The 22,917-nt window shown below is 46.4% G+C and carries 19 protein-coding genes; 15 read left to right on the top strand and 4 right to left on the bottom strand.

What is annotated here, in order from left to right; genetic code table 11:
* Window positions 1-92: 92 nt before the first annotated feature.
* Window positions 93-884, top strand: coding sequence for a hypothetical protein (locus BCT11_RS00005; RefSeq protein ID WP_102386798.1), 792 nt, complete (start codon window positions 93-95; stop codon window positions 882-884).
* Between the two features lie 81 nt (window positions 885-965).
* Here BCT11_RS00005 and BCT11_RS00010 read toward each other — a convergent pair whose 3' ends face one another.
* The gene (locus BCT11_RS00010) at window positions 966-2,441 is read right to left on the bottom strand and encodes a DUF1214 domain-containing protein (protein WP_102386799.1); all 1,476 of its coding nucleotides are present in this window, start codon (window positions 2,439-2,441) and stop codon (window positions 966-968) included.
* Between the two features lie 129 nt (window positions 2,442-2,570).
* Between BCT11_RS00010 and BCT11_RS00015 the strand changes: the two genes are divergently transcribed.
* Together BCT11_RS00015 and BCT11_RS00020 are read left to right on the top strand one after the other, a co-directional pair.
* Entirely contained in the window at window positions 2,571-3,596 is a 1,026-nt protein-coding gene (locus BCT11_RS00015; protein WP_102386800.1) for an AraC family transcriptional regulator, read from the top strand.
* A 125-nt stretch (window positions 3,597-3,721) separates the two neighbouring features.
* Window positions 3,722-4,726: a DUF1214 domain-containing protein gene (locus BCT11_RS00020; RefSeq protein ID WP_102386801.1), complete on the top strand. Its 1,005-nt coding sequence runs from the start codon at window positions 3,722-3,724 to the stop codon at window positions 4,724-4,726.
* A gap of 75 nt (window positions 4,727-4,801) precedes the next feature.
* Here BCT11_RS00020 and BCT11_RS00025 read toward each other — a convergent pair whose 3' ends face one another.
* Together BCT11_RS00025 and BCT11_RS00030 are read right to left on the bottom strand one after the other, a co-directional pair.
* A complete protein-coding gene (locus BCT11_RS00025) occupies window positions 4,802-5,716 on the bottom strand; it encodes a LysR family transcriptional regulator (protein WP_102386802.1) in 915 nt (304 codons plus the stop codon).
* Window positions 5,717-5,744: 28 nt separating this feature from the next.
* Window positions 5,745-6,104 carry a DUF6559 family protein gene (locus tag BCT11_RS00030; protein ID WP_102386803.1) on the bottom strand — a complete coding sequence of 120 codons (360 nt, stop codon included), beginning with the start codon at window positions 6,102-6,104 and terminating at the stop codon, window positions 5,745-5,747.
* Between the two features lie 129 nt (window positions 6,105-6,233).
* Here BCT11_RS00030 and BCT11_RS00035 point away from each other — a divergent pair, with 129 nt between their 5' ends.
* From BCT11_RS00035 to BCT11_RS00080, 11 genes are all read left to right on the top strand, one after another.
* Entirely contained in the window at window positions 6,234-7,115 is an 882-nt protein-coding gene (locus BCT11_RS00035) for a LysR family transcriptional regulator (protein ID WP_039975520.1), read from the top strand.
* Between the two features lie 104 nt (window positions 7,116-7,219).
* The gene (locus BCT11_RS00040; RefSeq protein WP_102386804.1) at window positions 7,220-8,302 is read left to right on the top strand and encodes an efflux RND transporter periplasmic adaptor subunit; all 1,083 of its coding nucleotides are present in this window, start codon (window positions 7,220-7,222) and stop codon (window positions 8,300-8,302) included.
* A 9-nt stretch (window positions 8,303-8,311) separates the two neighbouring features.
* On the top strand, window positions 8,312-11,368 hold the full coding sequence (locus tag BCT11_RS00045; protein WP_102386805.1) for an efflux RND transporter permease subunit: 3,057 nt from the start codon (window positions 8,312-8,314) through the stop codon (window positions 11,366-11,368).
* 2 nt (window positions 11,369-11,370) lie between these two features.
* Complete coding sequence (locus BCT11_RS00050) at window positions 11,371-12,855, top strand: efflux transporter outer membrane subunit (protein WP_102386806.1); 1,485 nt, start codon at window positions 11,371-11,373, stop codon at window positions 12,853-12,855.
* Between the two features lie 159 nt (window positions 12,856-13,014).
* On the top strand, window positions 13,015-13,170 hold the full coding sequence (locus tag BCT11_RS28075; protein ID WP_198593887.1) for a DUF5993 family protein: 156 nt from the start codon (window positions 13,015-13,017) through the stop codon (window positions 13,168-13,170).
* A 12-nt stretch (window positions 13,171-13,182) separates the two neighbouring features.
* A complete protein-coding gene (locus BCT11_RS00055; protein WP_102386807.1) occupies window positions 13,183-13,722 on the top strand; it encodes a disulfide bond formation protein B in 540 nt (179 codons plus the stop codon).
* Window positions 13,723-13,940: 218 nt separating this feature from the next.
* Window positions 13,941-15,167, top strand: a complete 1,227-nt coding sequence (gltS, locus tag BCT11_RS00060) for a sodium/glutamate symporter (RefSeq protein WP_038876636.1) — start codon at window positions 13,941-13,943, stop codon at window positions 15,165-15,167.
* A gap of 148 nt (window positions 15,168-15,315) precedes the next feature.
* Window positions 15,316-15,570: a hypothetical protein gene (locus BCT11_RS00065; protein WP_038865015.1), complete on the top strand. Its 255-nt coding sequence runs from the start codon at window positions 15,316-15,318 to the stop codon at window positions 15,568-15,570.
* Window positions 15,571-15,943: 373 nt separating this feature from the next.
* Window positions 15,944-16,960: a GGDEF domain-containing protein gene (locus BCT11_RS00070; RefSeq protein WP_038865014.1), complete on the top strand. Its 1,017-nt coding sequence runs from the start codon at window positions 15,944-15,946 to the stop codon at window positions 16,958-16,960.
* A gap of 65 nt (window positions 16,961-17,025) precedes the next feature.
* Window positions 17,026-17,841, top strand: coding sequence for a helix-turn-helix transcriptional regulator (locus tag BCT11_RS00075; RefSeq protein WP_102386808.1), 816 nt, complete (start codon window positions 17,026-17,028; stop codon window positions 17,839-17,841).
* Complete coding sequence (locus BCT11_RS00080; protein ID WP_102386809.1) at window positions 17,841-18,494, top strand: LuxR C-terminal-related transcriptional regulator; 654 nt, start codon at window positions 17,841-17,843, stop codon at window positions 18,492-18,494. Before BCT11_RS00075 ends, BCT11_RS00080 begins: the two co-directional genes overlap by 1 nt.
* Before the next feature lie 78 nt (window positions 18,495-18,572).
* Here the strand turns inward: BCT11_RS00080 and BCT11_RS00085 are convergent, their stop codons facing one another.
* Complete coding sequence (locus tag BCT11_RS00085) at window positions 18,573-20,981, bottom strand: glycoside hydrolase family 2 protein (RefSeq protein WP_102386810.1); 2,409 nt, start codon at window positions 20,979-20,981, stop codon at window positions 18,573-18,575.
* 292 nt (window positions 20,982-21,273) lie between these two features.
* On the opposite strand from BCT11_RS00085, the gene BCT11_RS00090 reads away from it, so the two are divergent.
* The gene (locus BCT11_RS00090; protein WP_038865353.1) at window positions 21,274-22,857 is read left to right on the top strand and encodes a BCCT family transporter; all 1,584 of its coding nucleotides are present in this window, start codon (window positions 21,274-21,276) and stop codon (window positions 22,855-22,857) included.
* Window positions 22,858-22,917: the final 60 nt, after the last annotated feature.

Raw genomic sequence — 22,917 nt, forward strand, 5'->3', positions numbered from 1 at the left:
TTGTGATCAAGAGACAGCCTTCCCTTGGGGGCTTTTTTATCTTAATTCTGTCCCGCATTCACAGCATGGAAGCCCATTAAAGAGAGCCGCTCGTGAGATTTCCGTTTACAACCTTTATCGTTTCTTTGCTACTTCTGCCATTTCAAACCAGCGCAAGTACAGAACCTGAGCATGTCCATACTAAACTCCAAGAACTAGAATCACCGGAAGAATCCCAACAAGATTGGGGAACCTTACTTGTCGAAACGTTCGATGTTTCAGTCAGTAAGAGTGATTTTCTTGGAGACTATTCGAACGACTATGTTTTCACCCTAAATGGTTCTTATAACTTGAACGATAAGTGGCGACTATTTGGTTCGATAGACAGCGACAAATTTGGTGACATTGGTCTTGGTTATTCTTTCCTACTCTTCGACCAAATTTACAATGAAGTAAGCGCTTCTGTAGGTGGAAACACAGATAAAACGGGCGTGTACACCACAGGGTTGTTTTCAGCCGCGCAATTGGGTGACGCGATTGTGTTCACCAATTTCGATGTTCAATACATCGATAGCCGATTTGAGGGAGAAGGTTGGGATATTCGGGATGAATCGTTCAATCTGAACAAGTTGGTTGGTGTGCTTTACCCTGTGAACAACGTGTTGGAGCTGTCTGCTTCGTACGGACACGACAGTAATCTTTACGGAAAAGCGCAGCTCAATCTTGATGAATTGCCATGCTCCAGACCGATTTGCACCAACAGAAATACAACCGATGCCGACAGCTATATTAATCTCGGCTTTACGTTGAATCTTTGGGGAATAAAACCGTATTTATCTCATCGATTTGACCTCAATGATTCAAACCGAAACTACTGGGATTTTAGTTTGTCATTTGATTACTAATTCAAATTAGCGGCAGAGCATCAAACGCAGTGAGTCTTAAAAAAGCCACCACGACAATTTTCATCATGGTGGCTTTTCGGGTTATTTCACGTGTTTAAAGTTTGGCAGAATCGTTTCTGGTTTCTGCTCAACAAACGCCTTGCTTGGTGAGTAAGCGCGGAAATACACAAACCAGTTTTCATCTGGTCGAGTTTGTACCCAGTTTACTTCATTCACACCTTTTGGCTTGGTTGGTGAAAAGTGGAACGTGTAGTTACCGTCTGCGTCTTTCACTGTGCCCGGAACGTTTGAGCCGACATCCGCACGTTGAATATCATTATCGATGATGGCGCGGTTTTCCACGTTGTACACCGTAATGGTCCAGAACAAATCGGCGTAGTTCACATCGCCATCTAATGTCAGCGTGTAGTGATTGCTACCATTTAGACCATAACCTTCGCCGTCACGATAGTTATCAAGGTATATCTGACCCCAGCCACCATTTTCAAAACCATGCATCGCAATGTCGTTCGTCACCGCTTCATAAAACCATGCCGCGCGACCATCGAGATCCATGCCATAAGCGCGATCTTGGTTTGGTGTTGATGCTGTTGCGACTTCCCAACGGTTCCCTTCAGGCCCATATTCCGATTGATGTAAACGACCCGTTTTGTTGAAGTCGATATTCTTAGTCATGGCCTCACCAAGCACTACCGCTTCTTTCATGATCTTCACTTGCTCGGCATTTGGCTCGAAAGGTTTACCCTTCTCAATACCCAATGGACGCAACATGTCATGCATCATGCGATCGCGTTCTGCGACAGGTTCTGTTTGAATGGCTTCGTTGAGCACTTGCCAAAACTCCATACCACGTGGGTGTTTCGCATCAAGACCTTTTTTCGGGAAGTTAACACCTCGATCGCTTAGGGGTTTGCCATCCAGATGCGTGATTGACATCGACTCCAAGTCCGTCATGCGCTGTTTCTCGGTTTTCGCCATTAAGCGCACACCAAAGAAGACATAGTTAGTATCCGATTCAAGTACCACCGCACCTTTTGGTAGGTTCTTTGGTGTTTCGCTGCCCTTGGCTTTTATTACGTATGTGCCTGGTTTAGTCATCTGTGCAATGCCAATCTGCCACATGGTATGCACCGCGCCACGCAGTTCATCGGTCGGGATGTTCACTACTACGGGCTCTTTCTCTACGTTAAACCATGTAATGGCGTAAGGCGTTGAGGTGTTGTAAGTTAAGCCGCCTAATTTAGACTGATGAGATGCCACATAAGTAATTTGGCCATCTTCTGAGCCCATTTTCTCATACGCCGCCTTCCACGCGTAGTTAGACGTCAGCGGAATAGACCAAATATAAGCTTGTGTCGCGCGCTGAAAATCCATCAGATTAAACAGTTTCTTTGAGCTTTCCTCTGTTGGAATGCCGTTGAGCACGCTGGTTTCAAAAGCAAAATCACCAGAGCGGGTGTGCATGTTCTCAATCTTGATGTTGTTGTCTGCGTATGCGCTACTGGTTAAAGCGGCAAATATCAAACCAGAGATAAGGGTTTTCGTTACTTTTTTCATGTCTATTCTCTACTCGTCGTTTCAGGCGGTATCGGGATGAAGTTGAAATCAGCCATTTCTTGACCAACTCAATGTGGCGCAGTATAAAAACAAGCCAAGACTGAAAATTGACATTTTGAGAATATTTGAGTGAAAAACGAATATCGATTGAGCGCGTTATACCTCTCTGCTTTCCCTAAATTGTGCAGACGATATGGTGTTGAGCCTCAAACCTTAACCTCAAAGCTCAATATTCAAATCTCAACCTTACACGATGAAAACCAAGAGCTTAGCCATCAGCAATTTGCAGAACTACTGAACTTGGCCGCCAAAGAGACCAAAGACCCGCTGTTCGCCCTAGAGCTCAGTACCTTGATTGACTACCAGTCTTTGGACATCGCTATGTTGCTGATTGCCAGTCAGGAATCTCTCGCAAACATCTATCCGGTTTTGTTTGGCCTATACAGCTATCAGCAACGTGCTTCTCGCCATCAACTTGATATTCGTGAAGACATCGCTCGCCACTTTACCCAGTTCTTATTCGAACCCAATGTCGATACAAGCCAACACGCTTTGCTTTCCATCGGAGGCATTATTACAACGTTCAAGATGGTATTGGGCGAACGGTTGAAGTTGCATCAAGTCCATTTTAAAGCGCGCTACCAAGGTGAATCAGGAGCACAGCAGCAAACACAGATAGAGCGTCTTGAACGTTTCTTTGGATGCAAAGTGATATTGGGTAGTCAGTTCGATGGTTTTGAGTTCCCCAAAGCCCTACTCGCAGAAAAGCCCGATTTGGAGATGATCATTACCAATCAAATGCGACGCAAAGTCTCTCACGGTCTTCAAAATCACAACACGCTATTGGAAATCACCACCAACTCGATTCTCTTATTACTTCCTCTCGGTGATATCAGCAAAACCTTGGTCAGCAAAATGCTCGGCATCCACCCGAGAACGTTGCAGAACTTGTTGAACAAAAATAACCTCACCTACCGAGATATCGTGAATTCAGTTCGCGACACCGAGAGTAAGAAGCTGCTCACCAAAAGCGAATATCCAATCCGCACCATTGCTGACATGCTTTGCTACGCTTCTGCCGACTCTTTTATCCGCCAGTTCAAACGCACCAATGGCATCACCCCTTTGCAATATCGAAAACAGCATTGCGTGTGACGGCTAGCAATCCAAGCTTGCAATTCGATTTGGTTATTATCTAAATTACATCAATTCATTTCTGTCATCACAATCATATCGATAAAGTGAGGTCATCTCTTAATGACGACCTCAAGGTAAGCGACATGAAAAAGACCATCTTAGCGACTCTTATTGCCATCACCTCTATGCAGACCATGGCAGCCGTTAAAGTGACCGACGAAAACTTCGCCCGCGCAGAAACTGATCTGTACTTCACTCAACAACTAGAGCGCCAACCAATCAATGTGTTTGACCACAACCGAGACAGCGTCACCGTTGATAATCAGATGATCATTCGCTCAAACACCGACTTGCTCTACTCGACAGCCGTGGTCGATGTGTCGAAAGGGGCCACTTTCCGTTTAGCGAAAGGTGATGCTTACCAAATCATGCATTTCTTCAACAACAATCACGACAACCATATGGCCATTTACGGTGGTGACGAGATCTACATTGATTCGAAAATTGCAGGCTCGGATTACATTTACATCCTAATGCGTACCGCTACGACAGCAGGCATGGAAGAGGCACATCGCTTACAAGATGCCGCCGTGATTGATGCAAAATCCGCAAAACCATTTAAGCCAGCGCAAGATTGGGACAGCGCCTCTCGCGACGCGGTGCGTGCTAAATGGGAGAAGCAAGTCAACACGATTAAGACAGAAGAAGCCTTCACTACTGGCATTACTGCAACGCCAGATAACAAGCAATTTATGATTGGTACCGCTGTGGGCTGGGCTGGCTTACCAGCAGAGTACGCGGTGTACTCTTCACGAGCTGGTACTGGCAAAGTTGAGTGTGCTGACATCACCTTCGACAAACCGTCACTAAGCTATGAAAAAGGCGGTTACTGGTCTATCACCGCATACTCAGGCAAAGGCTGGTTGATGACGGATAACAACAGCGCAGACTCAACCTCCGCTGTACCAAACAAAGATGGCTCTTACACCATTCACTTCGCACCGAAAGGCGAGACTTGTGGTGCCGCGAATAACGTGATTGAAGTGAACGATGCGGGCTGGAATTTCGCGCTGCGCGCTTATCGTCCAAGTCACAAAGCCAAAGCGATTGAGGAAATGCACAACTTCCCGAACGTGACGGCAAAATAACGCAGAACAGGCTTAATCTCTTCAGACCAACCTCTGAGAACACACCTCTAAGAACAAGCCTCTCGATGGAGAGGCTTATTGTTTTTCTTGGATGATAGCTTGGGAAGTAGTGATGATTTTTCGTTTGAGCCACTGATGCATCGGATGCATGCGCTTATTGTGTGATTCCACCAGCATAATATTTTTAAGCTCATCTGGGGTGTGATTCGGGAAAGAGACGTACTCAAACTCACCGCACAGATAATGAGCAAGCTGTCGAGAGCAAGGCAAGATGATCTCACTCTGCTTAACCACATCGAGCAAGGTATGCAAATAGGAGCTTCGCGCTTTTACTTTCAACACTTCACTTGAAAGGTGCTTAGCAATAAAGGGCTGAGTATCATTCCAACCCGGCACCACCAAACTGGCGTATTCTGCTTGATTGATTTCAGCTTGAGACAAGGTCTTTCCTGCCAACGGGTGGTTGATTTTCACTAACCCAACAAAATCATCTTCACCAATCACTTGGTGGGTAAATTGCTTATTGGTGTCGATTGGCGAGTAGTTGATGGCCGCTTGAATTTCACCATCGAGCAACTTTTTGAGTGTTTGAGAGCCCCAATTCACTATGTTTACTTGTGCGTTTGGTGCCTCTTCAATCACCGCGAGACACAAGCGTGCACCGAGCCAATTGGAGATAAAGCCATTAATGGCAATGGTAATGTTGCCTTGGTAGTCGGCAGGCTCAAACGTTGGCGAATCTAGAATCACCTCATCCAAACTCTCCATGATCATCGGTAGCTTGTCACCTAGCTCAAGTGCACGAGGCGTTGGTTTTAAGCCAGAGTGAACACGAGTAAACAACTCATCATCAAAGTAATCACGAAGCCTTCCCAACGCTTTGCTGACTGCGGGTTGGCTCAACGCTAATTGGTCACCTGCAATGCGCGTGTTCTTGGTTTCAAGTAACACCAGAAAGATCCGAAGTAAGTTGAGATCCAGTTGCTTCATCGTGATTCGTTCCCTAATACAATCCTGTTTAATATCGGCTATTCATTCCGAATCGGTGCGACATATCATCGTCCATACGACCGCCTTTCCAACCGCCCGAGCCAAGCAAATTCAGAACATCTTGTGCGGTGTAATCACCACCATCGAAAAAGTCATTCGAGACATCGGCACGCAAGGAACTAAGCTCAGCTCTAACTTCTGCACTTAGTTCTTGAGGATCGGCATACAGAGCCAAAGCGATCTGTTGTTGGCGCTTGCTCAACTCGCTTGTACTGTTTTGCACTTGTCCGATAGAGAAATACTCGCGACTTCCATAGCCCTTAATCAATCTGACAGAAAGCAACTTAATGACCTTCTTGATTCGACGACGTTGAATGACTCTCAGCACATTAATTCCCTATTTCTCTTTTCAAAAAAGTATCTGTTATCAAAAGTCACGTTATATTTTGTGCATAACGTTATGATGCTTTAGAGTGTCACGGTTTAGTACAGTGTTCAATAAGCATGGAGCGCCAGTGTGAAAATCGACGATCTTAAACTCTTCATTAAAGTGGTCGAGCTAGGAAGCTTTACCGCCGCAGCAAACGCATTGGATCTGCCGCGCGCGAATGTGAGTCGACGAATTGGCGAATTAGAGCAATCTTTAGGTGCTCAGTTATTCCATCGCACCACACGCAGTTTATCACTCACCAATAATGGCGAAGCCTACTACGAGAACCTGCAAAAAGCGCTGACGATGCTCGATTCGGCGAACGAACAAGTCAGCAATGACACCAATGACGTTCGCGGCCGCATCAAACTCGGGTTACTGCCAGAAACCGACGAACTGGTTCGCCCAATTCTGTTTAACTTCCACGATAAATACCCACACGTTGAGTTAGATATTCGCAACATCAACAATGGCTTTAGTGACATGTTCCAACAGGGCTTGGACATCGCTTTTCATGGTGGTGCTCTATTTGATTCCGACATCGTTGCCCGTAAGCTTTTGACACTCGACCGTTGTTTAGTCGCTTCTCCCAATTACCTTGAAACACACGGCATGCCAGAGAACTTAGAACAACTGAAGGAACACCAGTGTGTCTGTTTTCGTTGGCCAAATGGCGAGGTAGATAATGTATGGCACTTCCAAGAACAAAGTGTACAACTGCATCCGAAGCTCATTTCTAACAACATTGGCTTTATTAAGAACGCGACGATTTTAGATCGTGGAATCACCTTTATGCCCAAACTACTGGTGAAGCGTGAGTTGGAATCCGGCAGTTTGGTACAGCTATTGTCACAATATTCTGTTACTGAAGAATCGGGTTGGTTGCTTTACCCTCAGCCTAAGACATTGAGTCAGGCGAGCCGACTACTTATTGACCACCTCATTAAAGAAATTCCAAAACTCGTTTAGCTGAATACATTGTCTCGTTTTTTTGAGACAGTGAGTCTCATTGTTGAGTGATTATCTGAACACTGTACAATTGTATGATGGCACCAAAATTATGGAGCCATCATATGAATCGTCTATTCAAAACTACTGCATTAGGTGCCGCGACATTGGCACTGTTTGGCTGTAATCAAAGCCAAAACACGTTCACAGAACCAGAGTCCCCTCGCCCAATTCAAGTTGTTGAAGTCACGGGTGAAAACACGGCATTGAACAAATCGTTTAGTGGCATTGTTCAAGCAAAAGAGACCGCATCCCTTTCTTTTCGCGTTCCTGGCACGGTTGACCGCGTTTTGGTGAAGAAAGGCGATCATGTCGAGAAAGGACAGATCATTGCTACGCTTGATCCTCACGATTACCAAGTTTCTTTGGAAGAACTTCAAGCACGTATGCTGGAAGCGAAGTCTGCGCATAAACTGGCAAAGGCTGAGCTAAAACGCGTGAAACAAGCCACCGATGATGACGCGATTGCCAGTGTGAATTTGGATCGTGCTATCAGCGGTTATGAGCGTAGTTTGTCTGCCGTTAAAGTAGTAGAGAAGAATATCCAACGCGCGGAAGATGCCTTGGCTTACACCACACTGCGTGTACCATTTTCTGGCAGCATTGGCGAGGTACGAATCGACGCATTCGAGCAGACATTGCCGGGCGTTAGCGTCGCTACTCTTCAACAAGACGGTCAGTGGGAAGTGGATATCGATGTGCCTGAGAACATGATTCGTCAGTTTAATCTTGGGCAACCAGCGGCACTGTCGTGGTATGGTTCAGAGCAAGCATACCGTGCGAACGTCGTTGAAATCGCGCCTAAAAAGCATCTCATCAAACAAACTTACCCTGTCACTCTAGCTATCGATTCGATTTCTAGTGAGCTGTTCAATGGCAAAGCCGTTACGGTCACGACCTCATTTCAGCCAGATCAATCCAGCCATTGCTTCCCCTATTCTGCGATTTTAGGTGAAAAGAAATCGCTACACGTCAATGTCGTTCGTGACTCTATCGTGCATACAGAGCCAGTGAGTTTGCAGTCTATCGACTCTCACCAAGCCTGTGTCTCTGGTGCTTTCCACCAAGGCGACTATGTGGTCATCAGCGGCACTCATTATCTTCAAGCTGGCGACAACACGCCGAATTTAACCATCAAAACGCTATAGGCTCGAATCATGATCAATTTAGCTGAATTTGCGATAAGACAGCGCACTTTCGTGTTGTTCTTTATCGCCTTGAGTGTGGTGGCAGGGCTGTATTCTTACTTCGATTTAGGCAAGCTGGAAGACCCTAGCTTCACGGTTAAAACCGCCGTCGTTGTCACCTTGTATCCGGGCGCCTCGGCGGAAGAAGTAGAACAACAAGTCACCGATACCATTGAGACCAAGCTTCAAGAAATGGCCGAGTTGAATCGCCTGCGCTCATTGTCTCGTCCGGGGATGTCGATGGTATTTGTCGACTTGAAAGAGAGCCTCAATTCCAAAGCGCTCCCGCAACAATGGGATTTACTGCGCCGCAAAGTCGACGACGTAAAACTGCAACTGCCGTCTACAGCGCAAATCAGCATTGTTCAGGATGAGTTCTCTGAAGTGTATGGCATGCTTTTCTCTATCCATAGCCAAGACGCCGCACCAGAAGAGTTACGCCGCTATGCAGAAGAATTGCAACGCCAAATCAAAGCCGTAAAAGGCATCAAGAAGATTGAGCTACACGGCGTGCAACCACGAGTGGTTTACATTGATATGCCTGACGAACGTCTAGCCCAATATGGCTTGTCTGTCGCGCAGGTTTGGAACCAACTCAGCACACAGAACATGACCTTTGAAGCAGGCAAGTTCGATGCTGGCACCGAGCGCATTCGCATCACTCAAACCAGTGAATTTCAATCATTAGATGATATTCGCAATTTAGTCATCAAAGGTGGCGTGAGTGAGCTAGGTACAGGCTTGATTCGCTTAGGTGACATCGCCGATGTATCCATGGGCTACCAAACACCAGCGCTAACAGAAAATCGATTTAATGGTGAGCCTGCGGTGACGCTAGCGGTCAGCCCTGTTGAAGGCATTAATGTGGTCTCGCTCGGCGACACGATTCGCGACATCATCCAAAACTACCAACAAACCCTACCGCTTGGCGTTGATATTTCTACTGTGGCTTACCAACCTGAAGAAGTGCAAAAAGCGATTGATGACTTCGTCGGTAACCTGCTTGAAAGTGTCGGCATTGTGTTTGTGGTGCTATTGGTGTTCATGGGCTTTAAGAGCGCGACAATTGTGGGATCGAGCTTATTGCTGACTATCTTGCTCACGCTGGTCTACATGAATATCGCGGGCATTGATTTGCACCGAGTCTCGTTAGGTACCTTCATTCTTGCTTTAGGTATGTTGGTCGACAACGCCATCGTGATCACTGACATGATGATCGTAAAACTGGGCAAAGGCATCGAACGCACACGTGCTGCTATTGATTCGGTCAAGGAAACCGCAGTCCCTCTGCTTGGCGCGACCGTCATTGCCATCATGGGTGCAAGTCCAGTTCTGTTCTCCAAAACCGACTCAGCCGAGTTTGCGGGTTCAGTGTTCTACATCGTAGCATCTTCGCTTCTTTTGTCTTGGTTGGTCGCGATGACCTTCACCGTACTGATGTGTTGGATGTTCATCAAACCAACACCTATCGATGAAGACGCAAAGCCAAGCCGTTACAAGCAGTTGGTGTTTTGGACGGTTGATAACCCAATGAACGCGCTGACAGCATTGATTCCTCTGCTTTTGGTGACTGCTGTTGCTGTGCCTTACGTGGCGGTGAACTTTATCCCGCAATCGGATCGCCCTATCGTGTTCCTTGATTACTGGCTACCGAATGGCGCCAAGATCGAGCAAACCTCAGCAGACATGCGCAAAGTCGAACAATGGCTACTCAAGCAACCAGAAGTAGAAAGCATCTCTAGCTACATGGGCGCAAGTGCACCGCGCTTCTCGGTGACCGTAGAACCAGAGCCACTTGATCCTGCATACGGGCAGATATTGATTAACACCAAGGATTACGAAAGCATCAGCCAACTTGTTGAACGTGGTGACAAGTGGTTGCAAAACACTTTCCCAGACGCAGAACCTCGCTTTAGAGCGTTAAAACTGGCGACCTCAGACAAGTACGCAGTAGAAGCGCGCTTCTCTGGCCCTGATGAAGCGGTGTTACACCAACTGGCGAATCAAGCAAAAGCCATCTTTGCTACTCACCCGGATGCCAAATACGTTCGTGATGACTGGCGTCAAGAAAGCAAGGTGCTCAAACCCATCATCAATCAAGACAAGATGCGTCAAGCTGGCATTAACCGTGCGGACATCGCTTTTGCTCTGAAACGCGCTTCTGATGGCATGCCATTAGGTCAGATGAACCTTAATGACGAGTTGATTCCAATTCAGCTGCGTGGCACTTCGCAAAACATGGCGTCACTAGAAACATTGCCCGTGCGTTCGCTACTTGGCATGCACAGTGTGCCTCTCGGCCAAGTGGTTGATGGCTTTGAGCTAGTACCAGAAGAGAGCATGATCTGGCGCCGCAATCGCGTCAAAACCATCACAGCACAAGCAGGTGTTGAGCGTTCAACCACACCAGCAAGAGTACGCAACGCGGTGAAAGATCAAATCGAAGCGATTCCTCTGCCAGCCGGCTACAGCTTGGAATGGGGCGGCGAATACTACGATGAACACAAAGCGGTTACTGACATCTTTAAACAGCTACCAAAAGCCATGCTGATCATGGTGATCATTCTGGTCGCAATGTTTAACGGCTTTAAGCAACCGATCATCATTCTAGCCACACTGCCTTTGGCGGCTACCGGTGCCACCTTTGCTCTGCTTGGTTTTGACAAACCATTCGGCTTTATGGCGTTGATTGGTGCCATCACCCTGACGGGCATGATCATTAAAAACGGCATTGTGTTGATGGACCAAATTGAACTTGAACGTGCGAATGGCCGCCCATTATCGGATGCCATCAAAGAAGCCACCGTTAACCGCACCATGGCGATTTCGATGGGTGCACTGACAACCGCTCTCGGCATGATCCCGCTGCTATCGGATCTCTTGTTCGACCAAATGGCAGCCACCATCATCGGCGGTCTGGCAGCAGCGACCGTGTTGTCATTGTTCATCATGCCGGCACTGTATCGCTTGGCGTACAAAGAAAAATCACCAACAACGCAAACTGGCGCTGAATTGAAGGAGGCGTAATCATGAGAAAGTTCGTTATCGCGCCACTGGTGTTGGCAATGAGTTTATCCGGTTGCGCCGTTGGGCCAGACTATCAAACGCCAACCACCAGCATGGCAGAGACTTATTTGTATGCCGACCAAAATGGCGTCAGCCGCAATGCAGAGACAGAACCATTTTGGTGGACAGAGTTTAACGACCCAACGTTGAACGATTTGGTGCTTGATATGCAAAGCCAAAACATTCCGCTTAAGGTCGCGGCAGAGCGCATCAAAATGGCAGACAGCTATAAGACCGTTGTCGAGTCATTCAAGGTGCCAACCATCAATGTTGGTGCCGGATACGTCAATTATCAGCTGAGTAAGAACGACTCGCTGCTTGGCCCTGCGCTGAACCCGATTGGTGATTCCGCCGCTGGCCTGCCACCACAAATTGGCAATACAACCTTGTTGGACAACCAGCATGATGGTGTGTTTGCCGGCGCAAGTATCGCTTGGGAATTGGATTTGTTCGGTCGCATTGATCGTCAATCCAATGCGGCACAAATACGTGTTGAGCAAGCTGAGATTTATCAAAGCGGGCTGACGACTTTGCTTACTGCGGATTTGATTCATAACTACTTGCAGTATCAAGGTGCAAGCGAGCGTCTCGACTTAGCCAAATCAAACCTTGAAGACCAAAGAAAAACCATGGACTTGGTCGAGAAAGTGGTTCGCAGCGGTTATGGCTCGGATCTCGATTTAGCGCAAGCCAAAGCGACGCTTGCAGCGATGGAGTCAATCATTCCTCAGTTGGAAATCGCGCAGCAAGTACACAAACATCGTATCGCGGTACTACTTGGTGAGCCTTTATCAAAAGTCGAAGTGCGACTTGCAGAGACTCAAGGTGTACCTGCAATGCAAAATGTCGTGCCAATCGGATTACCTTCCGACTTACTGCAGCGACGCCCTGATATCCGCTTAGCGGAGCGAGAAATTGCAGCCATCAATGAAGAACTTGCGGCAAGTATCGCCAATCAATATCCGAAGTTCTTCTTAACCGGCGCTCCGGGCGTGTCTGCTTCTAGCTTTGATGATCTGTTTAGCAGTGATTCTTTCGGCTGGGTTGGCGCGGCAGGCATCAGTTGGAATGTCTTCGATGGTGGTCGTGGCGATGCTTTAGAGGACATCAACCAAGCTCGTTTTGACGCAGCAACACTGACTTACCAACACGCCGTAGATTCGGCTTTTGCTGAAGTGGACTCCACACTATTTGCTTATGGCAGAAGCCAAGAGAATCAGCGCCGCATTGATGATGCTCTAGTTGCGACATATAAAGCCGTGGGGAAAGCTAAATCTCTCTACCGTGCTGGGTTGATTGACCACTTGTCGGTGCTGGATGCTCAGCGCCAGCAACGCATGATGCAAGACCGACAAATCGCAGCCAAATTGCAAACGGCTCAGGTCACTGTCGCACTCTACAAATCACTGGGTGGCGACTGGGCATTAGAGCAATCTCCACAAAGTTAAACGGAATGAGTTAAGTAACGATTTTGGGGAGTGGGTTAGCTTCAACGGGGACCTCGAATCTAACCCCTCCTCTTTTTTATTGGGTATAAAGTCGCGCATTGGCTCGCGTTTCCTATAGTTAAAAGGATTGAAATCAGAGAGTAAGGAAGGAACTCCCTCATGATGACATTAATCTTTTTGCTGTTATTGATTGCGATGCTCAGTGCATTTTTAGGTAAGAAAGCGGTGGGCTATGCCTTCTTTACTTCCTCGGTGATCATTGGACTGTATTGGTTCAATCATCACGCCACCGACCCTCTTTCCATCTTGTTGTAAGGGGGATTGCACATGAATCGAAACTATCTGGCTTTACTTAATACCCTTGGTTTACTTGGCATGACAGCCGTTTTATTGATTGGCTTTGTTCTGCAATTTGTACTGAATGAGTTGCCTTGTCCTTTGTGTTTATTGCAGCGCATTGGCTTCATCATGATCATGTTCGGCTTCTTGTTGAACGTGGTGTATGGACCGCAGTCGCGACATTATGGTGTGGTCCTTATTGGCGCACTCTATGGCGTCGCTACGTCATTGAGACAAGTCTCTTTGCACGTGATTCCCGGTACGCCTGGATACGGTAGCCCTATCTTCGGGATGCACTATTACACTTGGGCGTTTGTGTTGTTTGTTGCCACCATTTTCGCGGTCGCCGTTATTCTGATGCTCACCAGTAAAGAGGAATCTCCAAAACCATACGAAATGAGCAACCTAGGTCGCATCACATGTTTGCTGGCGATTTCTGTTGTGGCACTCAATGTGATTGGGACTTTTGCCGAATGTGGTCCTTATCAATGTCCAGACAATCCAGAAAGCTACTGGCTATTTAACTAACGAACCCTTAATCGAAGCAAGAGGAGTCATGCATAGGTACATGTGACCTTGTTATTACTCCTCTTTTCTATCGGTTCCGAAAATACGATTCTCAGCACAATCCGACTTAGTTCAAATTCGTTGGTATGCAATTGGATGTCATACAAACATGTCAGTATGTTTAGAGATAAACGTACCGATTAATTTTCTCATCATGTTTTAAAAAAACAGGAGTGGTTATGAACTTTGTCGACGGTGTATTACAAGTCGAATCTTTTCTCGCGGTAACCCTCGGGATCATCGTGTTGTTTTTAGGCAGACGCCTAACCCAAGCCAGCAGCTTCTTAAAAGAGTTCAGTATTCCTGAACCCGTTTCCGGCGGCATCTTGGTATCGGTGTTGTTCGCCGTTATCCATTACGTCACTCAAATCGATGTCCAATTTGATCTTGCTACCCGAGACTTGTTGTTGGTGTATTTCTTTACCACTATCGGCATCAACGCCAGCCTTCAAGATCTGTTCAAAGGTGGTAAGCCATTATTGATCCTGCTTTCGGTTACCATCGGTTATATGTTGATTCAAAACCTAACGGGGATTGGAATTGCGACCATGTTAGATCAACCAGAAGCGGTTGGCTTGCTGAGCGGCACGGTGTCTCTGATTGGTGGACACGGCACTGCGATTGCGTGGTCACCTCGAATCGCTGAAATATTCGATCTTGATACCGCGATGGAAATCGGCATCGCGAGTGCAACGTTTGGCTTAATTTTAGCAAGCTTGATGGGCGGACCGATTGCAAAATACCTAATCAACAAACACAACCTAAAGCCTGCAAAAGTAGAAGAAATGGACGTGGGTACTGCGCAAGATGAACCGCAACCGTCCATCAATGCTTATGACTTCTTAGATGCGATGTTAGCGATTCATGTTTGTATCATCTTGGGTGCAATTTTGAACGAAGGCGTAAGCAGCTTAGGGCTTGAGTTACCGTTGTTCGTGACCTGTTTGTTCGCCGGTATCTTGATTTCTAACCTTATTCCCGCCTCTTACCCTCGCCTTACAGGTACTCGTTGGCCAGCAAGAAAACCAGCGGTTGCGTTGATTGCGGATATGGCGTTGGGCGCGTTCTTAGCCATGTCACTGATGAGCATGCAGCTATGGGCTTTGGTCGATTTAGCAGGACCTATTTTTATCATTCTTGGCGCGCAGTTCTTTGTGGCTATTTGCATCGCCATATTCGTCGTTTTTCCTCTAATGGGAAAGAACTACGACGCTGCGGTTGTTTGCTCTGGTTTTGGGGGGATTTCTTTGGGTTCTACCCCAACCGCAATGGCGAACATGTCGGCCGTTGCACAAAAATACGGTAACTCTCACCAAGCCTTTATTATTGTGCCTTTGGTGTGTGCTTTCTTTATCGATTTGGCGAACGCGCTGATCATCCCTTACTTCATCCGGTGGATTGGCTAATTAAGATGCTAACCGGTTAAAAAGGGGTCACTTCGGTGGCCTCTTGATTTAATCGTGCAAATATTGCTACCACCTTGCCCCTCACTCAGTTGTATAATGCTTGTCTTGTAATATTTTGTTACGAACGTCGTAACCCTTGAGAAGACGCATGAACAGCAGCAGATGGGTTGGCTTAACAGTCGGCACACTTTTTTTAATTGGTACATTAATTCTATTTGGATCAACTGTGCATTCCGCGTGGTACAAGATCCCAGTAGAAGCCGTAAATGGTATCGCATTCACTCTATCCTTCGGATTGGGGTTGAATCATCTTGTTGCTTATATATCCGCTTTTTTCACACTCGCTGCGCTATTTTATCTTGGTTACGCGATGGGTTACCGTATCCATCAAAAACTCAAGTAGACACCTCATACTTTAGACTGAATTTAAATTCACTAGTAGGATGTAAGTACTAGTTCTACCTCACTAAATTTGCCGTTTACCCACTTTTTATGCGGACATATTGAGATCGGGGCATTTTCCCGAAAACCGTATAGTTTTATGCAACCCTGCCTCATAGAATAGTTTATAAAAACGGCAGTAGGTATCGAGCAACTTTATGAAATGCAGTGTCGCTTGCAGACGAGAAAAACGCCCAAAAAAGCACATGCGCCTGGCATTTACAGACTCATGCGGGGTAAGTCGTTTCGTCTTTACAAGTCATCCATCCACACTCAATCCATACAGAATCCTCTCCTAGTCTGCCCATTATTTGCTGTTCCTTTGAGACATAACTATGGACAGAACACAGTTCACCAAAATTTTTACGCGCTATTACATGCGCTCTACGAGTTTGGGCATTCTGATTACCCTATTCGCTTGTGCAATTAGAGGGGTAGAATTTGTTGTATACCTTCCTTACCTGTTCGCCGCTGTCGCCTGCCTAACTTATCTTTGGGCTGGGCGCTTTTTCGTTCTTGAACAAAAAAACAAAGCGGTGGTTATTGCTCTTATCCTCGGCTTCACACTCACTTTTTACCTGTATTATTTTTTAGGCGGGCATTTTCTCTTTTCGTCGTTAGTGACGGTCAATCTCCTTTTAGCCTTAATTGAATTTGGCGTATTTTGGTCGCTAATTGCATACGCACTATCAATGGCTGCTTGCTTTAACATAGATTTGATAGTTGCAGGTAGTGACCCGTTTAAACTACAGGGTTTAAGTGAGTTCTCCATTCGGAGTACGTTTCTGTACCTGTTCAACCTTTTTATTTACAAAGGATTGCTTTCTATAGAGCGTTATTGGCAAAACGCTTGGCAAATGCAGTACGAACAGGTCGAAAAACTAGAAAGACTGCTCGAGATAGACGAGCTGACAGGGTGTTATTCCCGCTTTAAAGGCCATCAGTTAATTGAACATCAGATACAACGCGCTCAACCGTTTACTCTGTTGTACATCGACTTAGATAGCTTTAAAGCCGTGAATGATAAGTTCGGCCATGATGCCGGCGACAAGGTTTTGAAAGTCACCGCCCAACGGATCTTACAACTGCTGGGGAACGATCAATTTGCTACACGAATTGGTGGTGATGAATTCATCCTTTGTCTTCCCAACCTAGAAAGTACAAAGGATTTAGAACAATTTCAGTCTTTACTACAACACGCATGTAGTGCACCTATTTTCATCCATTTTCAAAACGTTCACATCGGTTTGAGTATCGGAATGGCGCGCTTCCCTCATGAAGGAAGTAACAGTGACGCGCTTATCCAGCATGCTGACCAAATGATGTACCTCACTAAAAAATCTAGAACATAGAAATTTGGCCCATCTCGGGCTGCTTCAAGCAATCAAAAAATATAATGAGTTCAGGACGTAGATATATGGTTAGCAAGTTAGAATTTTCGCATGCTGTTGCTGCAATTCGAAAGGAAAGGGGTTTGACTCAAGGCCAGTTAGCCGATGAGTTAGCAAGGAGTTACAGCGCTTTCGAAAGCTTAAATCAACCAACATTAAGCCAGTGGGAAAGCGGTAAAGTTACACCGAGTCTATTAAAGCGACTGGCCTTTTCACACTTCATCGGAGAACAATATCAATACACCTCCAGCGAGTATAAAAGAGTCAAAGCTTCTCAAAGTAAAAGTATTTATTTGAGCTTTAAAGACATTGTGTACGAATACCAAGTTACCGATGTAAAAAGTTACTCCCTCAACCAAATCAGTGTGTCTGAATTCGAGCAAATCAACGCCGTACATAAGCAACTGATAACGCCAGGAGGCGTGGAAGACACGCTTAACCAATTCGACCAATCCCCAAGTAAAGCTCGGCTTTATTACTGTAAAGGTATGTTAGTCGGACACATGATTTATCAGGAGCTGAGATCTGAATTCAGGATTCTTAGCCTATGGCATTTAGGCCGCTCAATTTTGAAGTTTTTGGTCTCTGACATTATTCAAGTAATGGGCAACGCGATCATCCACTTTCCTGTTCATGAGCCCGTGATTAAACAACTTTTGTTCGACATTTTTATACGGGATTTCTACCACCATCGGCGAGTCACCTTTTTTAAAGCGCCTGCTGCCAGGATATTTGAAAACCCCATGGTGAAACATTGCTTTGACGGATTACTCGATCTGGTGCTCTACCGCTTTCACCAAGTAGGAAATGAATTTATGCAGTCTCGACAGGAGGCAAACTAATGATGCACGACAATCCAACCAACAACACTATTTTATTGTTCACCTTCAACAATATTCAAGGCAGAGGATTACAAACCGCAATCGAGCAGCGCTTAGGGCAACCCGTTTTATTAGCCAAAGGGGCGGATGTGGAACTACCCGTTCACTATGACGAACACTATGTCGCGATCGTTGACAGCTCTCTACCCGACCTCTGTGATGTCAAAGTCACATTGAGTGAGCTTCACCACGTCGACGCTACGATATTAGTCAATGCCGAACCAAACTTAGGTGTGGAGAGTTTACTCAGCTGGTCTAACCTAAAAGGTTTATTTTATTTTGAAGACGATTTCGACAAAGTAATCAAAGGTCTTAAAGGAATCTTAAATGGGGAGAACTGGTTATCTCGAGATATTCTTAATCGATTGATTGGCTACTTGATGAACTTAAATCACACCGTTACTGAGTTAGACAGTAAGCTCGATATTGAGCTCACGCGGCGAGAAATGCAGGTATTGACCGCACTATGTCAAGGAGGCTCGAACCTGGATATCGCAGACTCTTTGTTTGTGAGCGAGCACACGGTGAAATCTCATCTATATAGCATTTTTCGAAAACTGGAAGTCAAAAATAGAATGCAGGCCATAACTTGGGCTAAGCGTCATTTGTTTTAGCGAACCCAAGAAACAATAAAGGGAGCCCGTAAGCTCCCTTTTGCTGAATGTATTGTGCTTCGACTCGCTTAAGCTTTCTTATTGCATTAAATGGTAAACACGAAGTGACTCTGCCATCGCCGCCACATCCTTACCAAAAAACGTCACGGTTACAGGTTGTTCAGCAAGTAACGTCAAACTGGATTCGGAGAATCGACCATCCGTGTCCGCTTCTAGATGCACAAAGAATGCTGGCTTATCTGCCACCAGCGTGATTTGGTTGGCTTCTATCGTCACTTTGATGTTCGCCTTCTGCATCGGCAGGGTTTTCAGTTCATGAGTGCTAAACCATGTGTTCGTGATTCGCTCTTCGCCTGCTTGTCCCTCTACGTAGAGGAAGCCTGACTTCAATTCAGACGAATCAAACTGCCCATCCAACTGCCAGACAACCATGTTGCTGTCACTGGAAACGGTGTGCTCTAGCGACCAAGTTTGCTTCACTTCACCTTGCCAGTTCACCCAATGTAATTGCGCACTCACATCAACGGGTTCTTTGGCATCGTTTAGCAAATGGAGGCTCAGCTTACCGGTGTGCTCTGAGAACACCAAATACTGGGGCGCAAAGAAGCGTTTCGCATGGTAATGCAATTGCTTCCAACGGCCACTGTACTCCAAACTAGACCAAGAACTCACTGGCCAGTTGTCATTAAGCTGCCAATACAACATGCCACGACATATTGGAGAGATGGCGCGCCAATGGTCACAAGCAGTTTTGATTGCCATCGCTTGCTGAACTTGGCTTAAGTACAACATCTCCTCGAAGCCTGATGGGAAGCGGAAGTAACGAGTAAACATCTCTGTGATGATACTGTTACCACGAGGGTTCTTTTGGTGCTGCTCAAACGTTGGTGAGGTGACGTTCCAGTCTTGCTCTGGCACAAACTTCTTTGCCTCTGCAAAAGACGGCCAAGATTGGAAGCCAAACTCGGAACAAAAACGCGGGTTAATGTTTAGATAAGCATTAAACGATTTGCCTGAGTGCCAAACGTCCCAGAAGTGCATATCACCTTTACTGTCATCATGCCACGCATCGCCAAAATCCAACTCGCCATTACAAGGTGAGCTCGGCCAAAAACGGCGAGAATCGTCTTGCTGACCAATGACTTGTTCGATCATTCGATTTAGACGATCGTAATTCACTGTGTATTTGACTTTGTTGTGCTTGGATTCATCATACCAGCCAATCGCACCAATCACTTCATTATCGCCACACCAAAGTGCAATCGAAGGGTGCTCTTTCAAACGTGGGATTTGGAATCGCAACTCTTGTTCCACATCTTTCAAGAAATCGTCATCGGATGGATACAGCGAGCAAGCGAACATCATGTCCTGCCAAACCAACAGGCCTAATTCATCACACAGGTTGTAGAAAGTTTCGCTCTCATATTGGCCTCCACCCCAGACACGAATCATGTTCATATTGGCGTCGACCGCGCTCTGCAGAAGTGCACGATAGCGGCTTTCACACTCTCGCCCCGGCATGGCGTCCACCGGAATCCAGTTTGCACCCTTAGCATTGATTGGTACACCGTTAACGACAAACTCCATCGCCGAGCCATGCTCATCCGTTTGATTGTTCAGCCTTAACTCTCGCAAACCAATCGTGCGTGACAGTGATTGCTCACCACAAGCGACCGTTATCAGATAAAGATGCGCTTCGCCATAACCCGCAGGCCACCAGCGTTTTGGCTTGGAAATATGGAACTGACAGTGATAGTGACCACTTCCTTCGGTTTGAATCGATTGGCGCTGACCATCAAATTCAACAACAATTTCATGATGTTGGGTATCCGCTTCAACTTCGACTAAGACATCGATCTGCACACTGCCGTCAGCTTTCCATTGTTGCTCTGTCGCGAATCCTTTTAGCCACACATCTTCAACGACATCAATTAGAATCGGGTCATAAATACCAGAGACCATCAAGCAAATGCCCCAGTCCCAACCTGAATGACATTGGGTTTTACGAATCAAGTTCATGTGCGGGATCTGGTTGTTCCCCATCGCCGAAGGAATAGGGAATGGCAGTTTCTTTGCTCGCTCTGCACCTTCTAAGTCAACTCGCGCAAACTCAACTCGAATCGTGTTAGTGCCTTGTTTTAAGTAAGGTTTGATATCAATACGTTGCTGGGCAAACATGTTGCTGCTAGTTAGTGCTTGCTCACCATTGATATAAAAGGTCGCTAAGGTGTCTACACGGGTTAGCGTCATCCACACTTGTTTGGCAGAGAGCACAGAACCATCGACAGCAAACTCGCGTTCAATATGCCAATCGCATTCCTCAATCCAACGAACCTTGGATTCATTATCTGCCACATATGGGTTAGGAATAAGCTCTGCTTGCAAAAGTGCAGAGACATTATCGCCAGGCAAAGTCATCGGAATATTGATGTCTGGACGCTGTGGCGAGGTAAGTTGCCACTGTCCATTGAGTTCAAAATGAGCCATAGGGTAAGACCTTTAATTTTTATTAGAACAGGTTCGCTCAATGTAATCCTGCGGTGTCCTTACAAGAATAAAGGAAATGTCATTTACATACGAAATGCGGCGCACTTCACGCAAAAAATCTCTACCTAGAAATCAGTAATTTGCCGCTTACGTAGACAATTATTCTGAATCTACGGTTATATTGAGGTGCTCAACGTGCTAGTATCAGCGGCTTTTTGATCATCCTCACACTTTTCGACCTATTTGTGTGAGGGAAATGCACGGCTTCCGAGCCCTAAAAAGCGAAGTAATTATGTCAAATATGACGAATGCCGCCTCTCATGCTCCTATTCAGGAGGCAGACTATTCTGCGATTCATCCTCCTTCCCTTATCAAGCGCCTTGAACTCACTAACCCTGTATTTTGGTTAAGTGGTAGCTTCCTTACTGTCTTTGTTCTGCTCGCTTTAACAAATACAGAATCTCTGACCGCGATGGTCAACGCAGGCTTTGGGTTTGCGACTCAATACTTCGGTGCCTTCTGGCAAGTATTACTCCTTCTGAATTTCCTTATTGGTTTGGCTATTGCACTAGGTCGTACGGGTTACGTACGTTTAGGCGGTTTAGCGAGACCTGATATCGACACCTTCAAGTGGCTGTCGATCGTACTTTGTACCCTACTCGCTGGTGGCGGTGTATTCTGGGCTGCTGCAGAGCCTATCGCCCACTTTGTTTCTGCTCCACCTCTGTATGGCGAAGCGTCGCCAAAAGCATCTGCAATCAATGCACTTTCTCAGTCTTTCATGCACTGGGGTTTCCTTGCTTGGGCTATCCTAGGTTGTCTTTCTTCAGTCGTTTTGATGCACCTTCACTACGATAAGGGCTTACCACTCAAACCTCGTACCCTGCTTTACCCAGTATTTGGTGACAAAGCGATCAACGGTTGGATTGGCGACGTCGCTGACGCATGCAGCATTATCGCTGTAGCCGCAGGCACTATTGGCCCAATTGGCTTCTTAGGTTTGCAGATCAGTTACGCCCTGAACTCGCTATTTGGCTTACCTGATACCTTTGTTACTCAAAGCTTAGTGATCGTCGCTGCGATTTTGATGTACACCTTGTCTGCCCTAAGCGGTGTAAGTAAAGGCATCCAGCTTGTGAGCCGTTACAACATCGTGTTGTCTGTGGCTCTAATTGGTTACATCCTGTTCTTCGGCCCAACCAGCTTTATTGTCGATGGTTACGTGCAAGGCATTGGCCGCATGGTAGATAACTTCTTCCCAATGGCACTTTACCGTGGTGACACCGAGTGGCTAAGTTGGTGGACAGTCTTCTTCTGGGGCTGGTTCATTGGTTACGGTCCGATGATGGCAATTTTCATCGCGCGAATCTCACGCGGCCGTACAATTCGCCAATTAATCCTTTCTATCAGCATTGCTGCACCATTGATCACGTGTTTCTGGTTCAGCATCGTTGGTGGCAGTGGCTTGGCGTTCGAGCTAGAAAACCCAGGTTTGATTTCATCGGCATTTGAGGGCTTTAACTTGCCTGCCGTTCTGCTTGCGATTACTTCTGAGCTACCATTCCCGATGGTGATTTCAGTATTGTTCTTGATCCTGACCACGACGTTCATCGTGACAACGGGTGACTCAATGACATACACCATCAGTGTGGTAATGACTGGCTCTACAGAACCAAACGCAGTGATCCGCTCGTTCTGGGGCTTAATGATGGGTGTGGTGGCGATCGCGCTTATCTCGATGGGCTCTGGCGGTATCTCGGCATTGCAGTCTTTCATCGTGATTACAGCTGTTCCTGTGTCTTTCATACTGCTTCCAAGCATCTGGAAAGCGCCGAGCATCGCTAACCACATGGCGAAAGAACAAGGTTTGATTTAATACACAACCAAGACTTTCGCGTCACTAAATAAAAATCGGCCCTGATACAAGCTATGTATC

This window comes from Vibrio sp. 10N.222.52.B12 (genome assembly GCF_002875385.1).
Lineage (GTDB): Bacteria > Pseudomonadota > Gammaproteobacteria > Enterobacterales > Vibrionaceae > Vibrio > Vibrio jasicida.